Origin of the sequence: Paenibacillus xylanexedens, assembly GCF_007676705.1 — a bacterium.
In the GTDB taxonomy this organism is placed as follows: Bacteria; Bacillota; Bacilli; order Paenibacillales; family Paenibacillaceae; genus Paenibacillus; species Paenibacillus xylanexedens_C.
In genome coordinates, this window is record NZ_VEBF01000002.1 from 1,407,415 (window position 1) to 1,419,382 (window position 11,968).

Sequence of the window (11,968 nt, forward strand, 5' to 3'; positions counted from 1 at the left end):
CACTAACATATAAATACATTTACAACAATATGTTTTTTTCGTTAACAAACATAACATTATTGAGTTATATATAAAAACGAACTTTATAAAAACAAACTAAATGTCAATATACTTACCATAAATAAGTCATGTAAAACATAAATACATTTAGTAAACTTGAGGATCCTCCTTCAGAGATTTGAACAAACGAAATTAAGTTTCAGGAAAATTTTGTATGTCTTTCATGTTTCTGAACCCGCTGCAGGAATACTACTACACTCCGGTTCAGGCATAATCACCTGTCCGCACGTGATTGCACTGGAAGAAGCGGGATTCTCGAATGTGAAGTTGTATTCCGGGAGCTGGAGCGACTGGATTAGTTATAAGGTGAATCCGGTGGGGATGGGAAAAGAGTAAATGCAAAGAAGCCCACATCCAACGATGCGGGCTTTTCGTCATGCCGCTGATTAATCGAAATATTTAATCTGCAGGTTGCTAAATACTGCCGTTCCCCCTTCAGCATATAACGTGATTCCCCGGTCGTTCAAGTGGGGGAAAATGATATTGGATAACACCAATGAGCCATCGTCAACGAAGACCTCGATACTGGTCTTGTCTACCAGAATCTTGAGATGAACCTTGTTCTTCTCGGGAACAAACGCCGCACGACTCTCCAAGTCTCGACCACTGCGATCAGGGTTCCCCGTATGTGTCCGGTTCACATATACATAACCATCTTTTACATTAACACCTGCATCCACATGTCGGCTCTGGTCATCAGATTCGCGCAGCCTTAGTCCAATGTTATTGACCTGAGTCCACGATATATCGACCTCCATATAATATGAATTCCCCTTTACAATAAGCGAGCGGGCTCCGTTTACTGTAAAGGGCTTGAACTCCATCTCCGAGACTGCCGCCTGCTCCATAGCATCGATCGGTCTTGAGATCAGTCGATACTGACCCGTTTTTGATGTAATCAGTTTAATTTCACGAACAATCGAATCCATGCCGTTGTAACCTTCCTGCAGTGTCGGCGTATTGTTGGCATAACTCCAGTTATTCATCCAGGCGAATGCGTAGCGATGATCGGTTTTGTCACTGCTAGCCCCATCTTCAAATGTAACTCCTCCATACCAGTCGAAGCCATAGTCCAGCCATTGTGGTTCATGAAGATCGGGAACAAATTCTTTGCCATTAAAGCTTCCGGTCCAGTAAGCATAGGTGTTGGGTTGTCCTGATGATCTGCCGTTGGCACTTACGCCGAGCACCCATTTATAGGTTCCGTTATCTGCCCGCATCACAAATAGATCAGGACATTCCACCAATCCCACGTTTTCCGTGAAGAAGCCGCTGGTATATCGCCATTTTTTCAAATCAGCCGATTCGTAGAATCCAATCTTCGTCCCTTCAGCCAGAGCCATAACCCATTTTCGGGAATGATCATCCCAGATGATTTTAGGGTCTCTAAAATCCTTTTGTCCCGGATTCTTTATCACCGGTTGATCTCCATAAGGCTTAAACGTTTTCCCTTGATTGGTGCTGTACCATAAATATTGTTCCTGCTGTCCGCTGCTGGCAGAGGGCTGCGTCATGATCGCAACAATGGCTCCCTTGCCGAAGCCGGCTGTACCTGACTCATCCACAACCAATGAGCCAGACCATGGATCACCGTTCCGGTTCGTGTATTTGGGGATTGCCACTCCTTCATCCTTCCAATGAACCAAATCGACCGATGTTGCATGCCGCCATTCCGTACCATTGCCTTTGGGGTAATCACCGTTATACAGATAATAATAGTGGTACTTCCCGTCCAGATATATCGGCCTCTGGGGATCATTCTTCCATTTGTCTGGCGTTGTAAAATGATAGCTAGCTCGCAGGCTCGCGCCAGGAGAGGCTACTCCCGTATCCACTGTTGGCCATGGGCTGTTGGTCAGGATCGGAATGACAGTGAAGACGAGCGTGATCACACCACAAACAGCAGACCCTATGATCATTTTCTTTCTGATTTTGTTATTCATAACAGGTACCTCGTTTGTAAAAAAAAGAAAATGCCAATAGATATCGACATTTTCTTTCTTTTAGACTCTCTGTGAAATTTGTTTATTCCACTGTTAATTGTCCTTGTGCCAGAATGCTGTCCTTCACTACGGATGTTTTGGATCCTTTGATATTCACCAAGAAACTTGGTGCGAAGGTAGCATGATGATCTTCAAACATTCCCCGGTTGGTCATATAACTCGTGATCACTACGTTGTTGCCTTGCACCTGCGGAATAGCAAAATGTGCGTAAGTCCAGGTAACATCCTTAGGATCCAGATCTTGATGCAATACAAGTCCAGTACCATTCAACGGCTTGTAAGGTCCTGTCAGAGAATCAGATACATATCCCAACATGTAGATATCTTCAGCATCGATACCATCCACAACCATTTTGGCTCCTCTTGTATCCGTGAACAAATACCATTTTCCATTCAACTTAAATACATTTGCGCGTTCAATTTCATCGGTTACCGTATTGGATGCAAGCAGCGGCTTCATCACTTGTTTTAAGCTATAGTCGTCATTCAGTTCAATGATCCCCAAAGCGCCATTGGCTAAGGAAGCAACCTTTTTATTAGGGCTTTGCAGCAATTTCTCCCTCTCGGCCCGGAAGAACTTCTTGCTTTCTTCGTAGAAGGCCCTGTTATTGAATGCATCCTCACCCTGGTAGCCCATCTCTGTTCCAGTATTGGCTTCGAAAACAAGGTATTTGTGACCATTATCTTCGACGTAGTGAGGATCTCTCAATGTATGATTGTCGGAATAATCCCCACTGCTGAAAGCCTGATCCACGGTTTGATACATTTTGCCGTCACCATCAAAGATCGACTTGAAATCTTCAACACCATCCACCTTGAGCGTGTCCTCTGTAAGTTCGGAGACATTGATCTGAGCAGTCGTCAGGGTTTGCTTGCCATAAAATCCGTTGGCCGGGTCCCATCCTTGACGATTGGTGTAGAACAGACGTATATGGCCATCCGCAGTCAGCGTAGAAGAGCCGGACCATTCCTCTGCCTGTTGATTCAGAATGGGGTCATTCGGAACGTTCTTGTCGGTGTTCTTGAACACTCTGCCTGCATTTTTCCAGGCATCAATGGATGTGTCTCCTGCTTTTTTGTAGAACATATATATGAATGTGTCCCATCCCCGATCCGGGTCACCCGCCAGACCAAAGACGACTTGATAACCATGATAGTTAGCTACGGTACCATCCGCATTCTGCAGCGGCCAAGTATCCCACACATCCATGTCGATGACGTTACCATTTTCATCATATCCTTTTGCAGAAGGTAGATTTTGGATAGTAGATGCGTCAAACTGAGGAACCTTGAATCGTTCTTTGATTTGTTCCTCAGGGATTTTTAATGCGTCTGTTCGTGTAATATGCGAGATACCATAACTCTCTTTGTAGTCTGAACTTTCTTTTGCTAAAGCCGAAACTCCCCCACCTGCCAATAATGTTGTTGCAAACGTTACTGCTGTCACTCTTCTCATCATCTTCTGGAAATTCATTGGATTAATCCCTCTCTCTTGTCATTTTTTCCCGGAGAACAGAAAAAGACCTAAAAATCGCTAGGGTATGGTGGATACACCGATCCCAACGGACTTTTAGGTCTTGCCTGCTTACCAGTAACAATCCCGACATATTCAACTGTCGATAACTATTCTATATGGTCGGATCAAAACTTGGCTATAGATCGAAACTCCCGATTCGGATCAAGGACCAGAGACTCAGTTTACCAAGCATAAGAATCAATCCGAGGATGGATGAAGTCGATGATCTATCCGGTTGATCTCCATGGCGATCACAACCAGTTGACTTTCGGTAAAGGCATATCCATAATCCTCTTCAACCATTTCACCGATCTCGCGTGCCTGTGTATATGCTTCGGTAAAATTCATTTTTGCAATCGCTACAAGCTCCGGATTCAGTTCATTGCGGAGTTTGCCTGATTCATCCGTTTGCAGCATATTCTCAAGCTGGGTCAAAAGTCGCTCATAGTTCGCAGACCCACGATCCAGCACACCGGCAACTTGTCCCACACCTTCTGCGATATCCCTGATCATGGCCGTCTTTTCTGGAGCCTTATGGCGCATGCCCGCATTCTTCCAGGCAGTATGGATATGCATGGCGATATAACCAACCTCATCTTCCGGGATGACCACCTGCAATTTCTCGTAGATCAAACGCTTGGCATGAAGCCCAAGCTGGAACTCTCTTGGATAGAGAATACGAATCTCCTCAAGAAGCGTATTCCGAATTTCGATTCCCTTGCCAATCCGCTCCAAGGCAAACGAGAGATGGTCTGTAAGCGCGATATGGATATGTTCATGAAACGTGACACCCAATGCTTTCTCGGCGAAAGTGATGATCTGCTGGGTGACCGCAATTTCTTCTTCGGGTAGTGTCCCAAGCATTTCCTGAAGGTGGTTGTACTGTTTCGGATCAGTCATTACAAACACTTTTTCAACAAGGCTCGGGTCTACAATATCATTTTTTCCTTTTTGGAAAACAACCCCCGGCCCCATGACAATTTTCTCTTCTCCATGATCGTTAACCACAGCGGCGTTATTGTTGAGTATTTTTTTGATCTTCATGTTAGTCTCCTATGCCTGTTCGTTAAGTTTATCAGCTTCTGGTCGAACAACGCGATCCACACCGAGCAGCAAGGTAACGCTAAAAGCCGTAGCCAGAGCAAGCACAAAACCGATCAGATAATGAACAAGATTCATCAACCCGGGCTGTACGATAAAAGCGATCATCGGGATTCCGGTTAGCCCAAATGAATTGGCCACAACCTGATGAAAAGCGACATATGCCCCTCCGGCGGCTCCTCCTGCAGCAGCACCCAGAAAGGGCCGCCCAAGTTTAAGATTAACACCATAGGTGACTGGCTCGGTGATACCGAACAGCGCCGTGATCGAGGCAGGCAAAGCTATTTTCTTCAATGCTTCGTCCCGGGTTCTGGCATATACTGCAAGCCCGGCACCTGCTTGCGCGATATTCGCCATGGACCAGATCGGAAGCAAGAAATTGAAGCCGATATCCGGATTGGAAATCAGTCCAACTTCGACAGCCTGAATCCCGTGATGAAGACCGGTGATCACTATGGAGCTGTACATCCCGCCAAGCAGAAGGCCAAATAGCAAGCTCCCGTAGTTGAAGACGTATTCCAGAATACTTCCCAGCGAGCTGCCCAGACCCAGAGCAAGGGGTTCAATCACCAGTACCGCAAGGCTGCCCGCGATGCTAAAGCTTAAAAAGGGAACGAGAAGAACAGCTCCGGATGACGGTATCCATCGCCGTAGTCCTTTCTCAATTATCGTAAGCATAAACGCCGCAAGAACGGTTGGGATTATGGCTCCCTGATACCCGAATTGCGGTGATACAGGCAAAACTTGAGCAAAGGCTGGATCTCCACCGATGTCGGTGAACGGAAGAATCCCCGGATGAGTCATAACAATCCCAACAGCGGCACCAAGCGCCGGGGTTCCCCCAAACCGCTTGGCCGTGTTGTATCCGAAAAGAACCGCCATCAGCTGGAACGCTGAGCCCGTCAACAGGGACAGAATCCGGAACCACATTTGGCCTGGATCATCCCAACCGAATGCCCCTGCAAGTCCCATGAGACCCAACAGCAGTCCAGCACCGACGAAGAGCGGAATAATGGGCACAACGATATCAGAAAAAAATTGGAATGCGTCCACCAACCTGTATAACAGCCCTCGTGAATGAAGCCCTTTATCATTGGCTGACCTGCTAGCCGTAGACACGGACGGCAGCGGATAGGAATCAGTATGATCTTCTTCGTGTAACCGTGGTGTGACAGGTCCTTTCGGGCCGTCTTCTTTTGGTACGGACGAAGCAGCTGACTGAAGCATGCCATTCACCTGGCGATTAACCTTCGACACAAGAGCGGGACCAAGGATAATCTGAAGTTGTCCAGCACGAACGTACACCCCTTGAATTTCCTGCATACCGTCAAGACGTTCTTGTTCCACCAGATCACTGTTCTGCAATCGGAGTCGGAGTCGTGTCGTGCAATGGGTGCTTTCGATAATATTGTCCGTTCCTCCAGACCATTCAATAAGTTGCGTGGCCAATGCCCTTGCGGAACTACGTCCCTTTGTGACACTCCGGTCATCCTGCTGCATGGATGCTCCTCCCTGTTCCTTAGCATTAAACGGACATCGAAGGATCGACGATCTATTATTGAATGTTGATCTTCTTAAAAATTTACAATTCCGTCATTTATGGCAATATTACTATTGTGACCACTTCACTTTCCAAAATCAATGGTCAGTAAATACCACTAATCTGAGGACAATGGCTCATCTTGGCTGTTCATTCAGATCTAGCGGGAGCTGGAGCGACTGGATCAGTTATGAGGAGAATCCGGTGGCTACCGGGGAAGTGTAGAAGACTCCAACAAATATCCACAACGAAAAGTACATCTCCACTTGAGCGATGTACTTTTCGTTGTGGAGTGATCCTAAAACCGGGAGAGGCGACAAGGGTCTAATTCATTTCTTGATTCGCCATCAATAATTTCACTTGTAGCCAGATGCGCAATCAGCGGCGCCAGCGTAATTGCAGAATGCATTACCGTCAGATAAAGTCCATTCATGTGATCATGGAAGCCCACAATCGGATAACCGTCTTCAGGCATGGGTCTCCATCCAACCTTTATGCTTTCCAGTTCCAATTGATTCCCGTGCTTGAGACTGCGACGCAATGTTTCGTAAGCTCGCTTACCGACCGCCTGAGGTCCGTTTTCCTCCGACTCGTCGATATAATCTTCCGCAGCCAGCAGTGTATAGTCCGTCAGTTGACGCGCTTCAAATTGCGCATTGGAGATTAATGTGTGAATTAGTTTATTTGCAGTTTTCATCCGAATCAGAATCGAAGGTGACGACGTTACCGGCATGTGACAACCTAACGGGTTACAAAGTTCGGGTGTACCTGTTCCTGCGGCCAATACCACGACATCCGACTCCACAAAACCCTTGGACGTATGAACACCAACCAGACGGGAACCCTCTTGCTTCAGCTGTGTAACGTTGGTGTCGAACTGAATCTTTGCTCCGTACTCTTGCGCTTTGCTCAACAACAGCTCCGTTACCGCTATAGGGTCCACCGCACCTTCTTCGCTGACAAACATGGCTTCATCCGGATATTCTTTCAGATTGGGCTCCAATGCCTCAAGCTGCTCCCGGTTTAATTTTTGAGCGTGGTGTTGCTCCCTTAGAGGCGGAGTGTCCCAAGTTAGCGCTCCATGCCAATGAATTTTCAGTTCGGACAACTCTTGCTGAAGTGTGTGATATTCTTCCACAGCTGCATCGTACAAATGCCAGTATTCAGGAGCCACTCTATGCGTCGTATGTATCCAGGCAAATGATTTTTCCGTGACTTCACGCGCCGCGGCTGAGTGCCGTTCGATAACGGTTACATCTTGATTTCGTTTGGCTAGATGATAGGCCATACACGCCCCAACAATCCCTGCACCAATAATCACAATTTTTTGTTTATTCAAAACTAACTCTCCCTTGTCACCCTATCACCCCAAGGAATCGATTTTCCGAAGTTCGGATGGGTTTGCTCCTATTTCGTCTTCTTCGCTGTACAGCTTCTCCATATGCTGCACATGCCCGGCTCCCCACTCGCTCATAGTCTGGAGCACAGGTTTCATGAGCTGTCCATACGCTGTAATCGAGTATTCAACCTTTGGCGGAATTTCCGCATACACTTCGCGATGCACAATATCGTGATACTCCAATTCTTTTAACTGCTGGGCCAGCATTTTTTTTGAAATATCCGGAATCGCTTTTTGTAATTCACTGAATCGCATTGTACCTTTGCTCAGCAAGCGTAGGAGAATCAATGATTTCCATTTGCCCGTGAGGATATCCAGGGCCGTTCCGAATTTGCAATATACCGTCATTCTTATTCCTCACTTTCTGACCATACCCAGGTATACTTTTGGTTACCTGGTTAGGGTTAAGTGCCTACTTCCAGCTTGGTCCTTCTCACTTTAGTATAGAGGCAGACATCGAAATTGAACAAGTGAGGGGAAAAGAAAAGATGAATGTAACGTTATGGATCGTACAAATCATATTGGCGCTAGGTTTCGTATATTCGGGATGGATGAAAGCCGTTCGTATCGAGTCATCAAAAAAGACCTGGGCCTGGATCAATGAAGTGCCGAAAAGTCTAGTTGTTTTGATCGGAATCGCGGAGCTACTAGGAGCACTTGGCCTAGTTTTGCCGTGGGCACTGAACATAGCTCCGGTGCTTACGCCCATCGCCGCAATCGCTTTGGCAGTTGTCACACTACTTGGAATGTTGTTTCATATTCGGCGCAAAGAGTACCGGGAGCTCGGCGTAAATATCTTTTTCATAGTTCTTGCGTTGATCGTGGCAATTGGAAGACTATAAACATGGCGCTAAGTAAACCTTCGCGGTCCACTATGGCTCAGACGCCTCGGCTTGCCCTAACGGATGTGATCACACTGGAAGAAGCGGGTCACACAAATATGAAGTTGTATTCCAAAATTTAGAGCGACTAGATCAATATAAGGAGAATCCGGTGCTACCGGAGAAACGTATTGGAAAGTGACAGAAAGCCCGCCAAGAAGGCGGGCGAATATAACCAGATTTATTATTCACTTTACATCAAGTCCAATTTTATACACATCTCCTTTTGGAAAGGTTAGGAATGCAAGACTGTTTCCAACTTGTCCTAAGAAGCGGTCATAATAATCTATAGAAGCAAATTTATTCTTCTTACCTGTATAGCGATTATAAACATAAATAATACTTTTAGTGTTGCCTACTTTGTCTATCGTATTTTTTCGGTAATAGAACTTATTATTTAAGTATGTTAAAGGATGAATATAACCATCTGATGCAAATGTCTTTTTTCTGGCTCCATCCAACTCTGCAAAGACACCTCTGGAACTGTAGCCTCCATCTATCATCTCAGAAAAAAACAACACATTACCATAAAATTTGTATACTGACACACCTTTTGAGGATAATGCTTTAGTTGCGGTACCATCTTTTTTCATACGATAAAACAAATCTGTATGCCGCTCCGTATAGTATACATACTCTTTATTAATCTCAAAATTATAAAAAGGAGATACAGGCAAAATAATCTGTTTCTTCGTACCATCTGTCTTCATTGAGCCATAAGACAAATCATCGTACAAATTACCGTTGTATTCACTTTTCACAAAGTAAATTGTATCTCCAGCAACATCAAAACTTACAAAATTATCATCTTGGGATACGTAAGCGAATGCCGAACCATCTGTTCTAATCTTAGCGATAGAATAATGATCTTCTTCGTCCTCTACTAAAAAATAAATCCAATTCCCAATAATTTTTTGCTGTGAAGCTTGCTTATTATAAATAGATTTCGTTGTGCTTTTTTTGCCTGTAAACGTAGTAAAATTAATACCCACCATTCTTCCGTTGTCGTTATAACCCTCCCATATCAAAGAATTTCCAGAAGTTCCAGCACCATACGCGGGTACCACTCCAAATAACATGATCATACTTAATAGTGCTACTAACAATCTTTTTCCCATCTTGACTCTCCCTAAAATATGTATTTTTATACATCTGTTATTATAGATCGTTTTTTACCTGCAACACAATTCATTTAGACTTCGGAATATGTATATCGCATTGCAGGCGCTGTATTTCAGTTTTTTTGCAAGAAGCCACTATTATTATTATTATATAATAACCTCACCACATAAAAGGCTGGCTTCAACAGCTCATGGAAGGAAGACAACTCTCTATTGAAAGCAACCTTGAATGTACAAGAGCACATACTCATCTGGAATTGTGCATCGCTCAAAATCATGGATGTACGACATATTGTCATACAGGCCCACGAGTGCGTACGTCCTTACCTGTTCCCTGCCAGCGCCTTTCTTTACGTAACGCTTGGCAGTGCAACCGTGATTTTAGACGGAAATGAGCATGCTACAAAACCATTCTATATGCTTCATGGGGGCAAAAACACCCGTCTGGACATCATCCCAACGGACGAATCCTTTCATTATTACCTAATTTTCTATAAAGCCTCCTTACCGCTACCTGGCAAGCAGTATACACTTCAACAACCGGATCAACAATTGCCATTCCACCTCCAGTACGGTTTTATTCCATACCATCCTGCCATCCTCTACGAAATCGCTGAGCGTATGCTGGGCGAATGGAATAGACCGGGACGCTTGGAGCGGCTCCATACCAAAACACTATTCTATCAATTTGTATATGAATTGCTCAGACAAATGGATCAACAGCAGGTCAGCATTGTTAGTGCTAACCTTGCTTCTCAGCTTATTCGCTATATGCAGGAGCACTACGCCCAGCCGCTGACGAGGGAAACACTCGCGCGTACATTCCATTACAGCGTCCCTTATCTGTCCAAGTACTTCCGACGTGAAACTGGCGCAAGTATAATCGATTACTTAATCGGTATTAGGATGAAAAAAGCTGCAACGCTGCTTCAAAAGACTGAGTTATCTCTGCATGAGGTCGCTGCAAGCGTCGGATATGCTGATGTATCCTATTTTATAAGAATGTTCAAAAAGCATACGGGAGTGACACCAAAGCAATTCAAGAATGAGTCCGGACAAGTGACGAGAGGTTCTTATCGTCCTATCCTTAGGCTTCGATCATCCATTGCTCCGCATAAACTCCGTCGTTATATTGATATCAGAGATGATAATCATTATCAACATAGCGAAAAAGGAGATTTACGGATGTATAGAAGCAAACTACCTGTAGGAATTACCCTCCTGTTGTGCCTAACTCTATTGGTTAGCGCATGTTCCAGGCCAGCAAACACGAATGGAAGCACTGGCAGTACGCAGAGTCCAACTGTAGGTGCAGAGAGTAATATCAGTAACACACCAACCGGCAGCTCGGAGATGGTAACCTATTCCGCGGTTAACGGTGAAGTACAAATCCCCAAAAAGCCTCAAAGAGTCGTAATGGTTGCAGGAGCCTTTACCGGTCATTTGCTAGCGCTGGGCCTTAAGCCTGTTGGAACTGGTGATGAGTCCTTTAACAGTTATACAGAAGGAAAGCTGGATGACGTTGTCAACATCGGTAACGATGTACCCTACGAGAAAATCATGGAGTTGCAGCCGGATTTAATTGTCGTTTGGAATGACCCTGAAACGATTGGAAAGCTGTCCAAAATTGCGCCGACCGTCGCTGTTGAATATGGAGTACCTCTGCGGGAGCAATTGATGGATTTCGGCAAGATGACTGGTAGAGAAGAGCAAGCGAAGGCCTGGATCGCAGAGTGGGACGCTAAGATTGCTGAATACAAACCACTCGTGGAGCAAACGGTAGGCGATCGCACTGTTTCGATTTTTGATACGGGAAGTGCCAAAGAATTTTATGCCTACGGGAACTTTGGTAGAGGTGGAGATATTATTTATGGCGAGTTCGGCCTGAAGGCACCGCCGATGATTCAGAAGGAAGCCATCGACAGCGGCAAGGGATGGGCCAAGTTATCACTTGAATTGTTACCACAATACGCAGGAGATTATATCTTTATTAGTGGATGGACAGGTGATGAGAGTGGGGATTCCGCTTTTGAAGGTCCTATCTGGGATAACCTTCCTGCTGTCCAGAATAATCACGTTTATCGTGAGAACAGCCGTGGCTTCGTGTTTAGTGACCCGATTTCGTTGGAAGCCCAACTTAAATTTGTCGTAGACAGCCTAACCAAAACGGAGTGAAATTCATGAGACTCACGGTTTGTACGAGGCGAGGAGCGATCCTCGCCTTTTTATGTTTTTGTATAGTCCTTATCTTTCATCTGAAGGCGTAGCGAATTCTTCTCTGGAAGCATTGGTGAATGCCGATATCTGATCCAATAACGTGATGCACTACTAGTTGTGCTCACAAATA

General features: G+C 45.2%; 9 protein-coding genes and 1 pseudogene. 3 read left to right on the forward strand and 7 right to left on the reverse strand.

From position 1 onward, the window contains the following. Positions 1 to 246: 246 nt before the first annotated feature. A pseudogene (locus FS628_RS32690) lies at positions 247 to 396 on the forward strand (sulfurtransferase); the annotation flags it as partial. A 50-nt stretch (positions 397 to 446) separates the two neighbouring features. On the opposite strand, the gene FS628_RS16320 reads toward FS628_RS32690, so the two are convergent. The 6 genes from FS628_RS16320 to FS628_RS16345 all read right to left on the reverse strand — a co-directional run bounded on the left by FS628_RS16320 (position 447) and on the right by FS628_RS16345 (position 7,967). Beyond that, positions 447 to 1,979: a glycoside hydrolase family 32 protein gene (locus FS628_RS16320; RefSeq protein ID WP_145324205.1), complete on the reverse strand. Its 1,533-nt coding sequence runs from the start codon at positions 1,977 to 1,979 to the stop codon at positions 447 to 449. Between the two features lie 106 nt (positions 1,980 to 2,085). Next, a complete protein-coding gene (locus FS628_RS16325; protein ID WP_145323474.1) occupies positions 2,086 to 3,537 on the reverse strand; it encodes a glycoside hydrolase family 68 protein in 1,452 nt (483 codons plus the stop codon). Between the two features lie 240 nt (positions 3,538 to 3,777). After that, entirely contained in the window at positions 3,778 to 4,623 is an 846-nt protein-coding gene (locus FS628_RS16330) for a PRD domain-containing protein (protein WP_145323476.1), read from the reverse strand. A 9-nt stretch (positions 4,624 to 4,632) separates the two neighbouring features. Further along, positions 4,633 to 6,180 (reverse strand): PTS transporter subunit EIIC, encoded by a 1,548-nt coding sequence (locus tag FS628_RS16335; RefSeq protein WP_145323479.1) that lies wholly within the window; start codon positions 6,178 to 6,180, stop codon positions 4,633 to 4,635. A 338-nt stretch (positions 6,181 to 6,518) separates the two neighbouring features. Continuing rightward, positions 6,519 to 7,559, reverse strand: a complete 1,041-nt coding sequence (locus FS628_RS16340; RefSeq protein WP_145323481.1) for an NAD(P)/FAD-dependent oxidoreductase — start codon at positions 7,557 to 7,559, stop codon at positions 6,519 to 6,521. Between the two features lie 24 nt (positions 7,560 to 7,583). Further along, positions 7,584 to 7,967, reverse strand: coding sequence for a winged helix-turn-helix transcriptional regulator (locus FS628_RS16345; RefSeq protein WP_145323483.1), 384 nt, complete (start codon positions 7,965 to 7,967; stop codon positions 7,584 to 7,586). 140 nt (positions 7,968 to 8,107) lie between these two features. Here FS628_RS16345 and FS628_RS16350 point away from each other — a divergent pair, with 140 nt between their 5' ends. Beyond that, a complete protein-coding gene (locus FS628_RS16350) occupies positions 8,108 to 8,461 on the forward strand; it encodes a DoxX family protein (RefSeq protein ID WP_145323485.1) in 354 nt (117 codons plus the stop codon). Positions 8,462 to 8,688: 227 nt separating this feature from the next. Here FS628_RS16350 and FS628_RS16355 read toward each other — a convergent pair whose 3' ends face one another. Further along, positions 8,689 to 9,618: a DUF5050 domain-containing protein gene (locus tag FS628_RS16355; RefSeq protein WP_145323486.1), complete on the reverse strand. Its 930-nt coding sequence runs from the start codon at positions 9,616 to 9,618 to the stop codon at positions 8,689 to 8,691. A 216-nt stretch (positions 9,619 to 9,834) separates the two neighbouring features. Between FS628_RS16355 and FS628_RS16360 the strand changes: the two genes are divergently transcribed. Next, complete coding sequence (locus tag FS628_RS16360; protein ID WP_145323488.1) at positions 9,835 to 11,796, forward strand: AraC family transcriptional regulator; 1,962 nt, start codon at positions 9,835 to 9,837, stop codon at positions 11,794 to 11,796. Positions 11,797 to 11,968 lie beyond the last annotated feature (172 nt).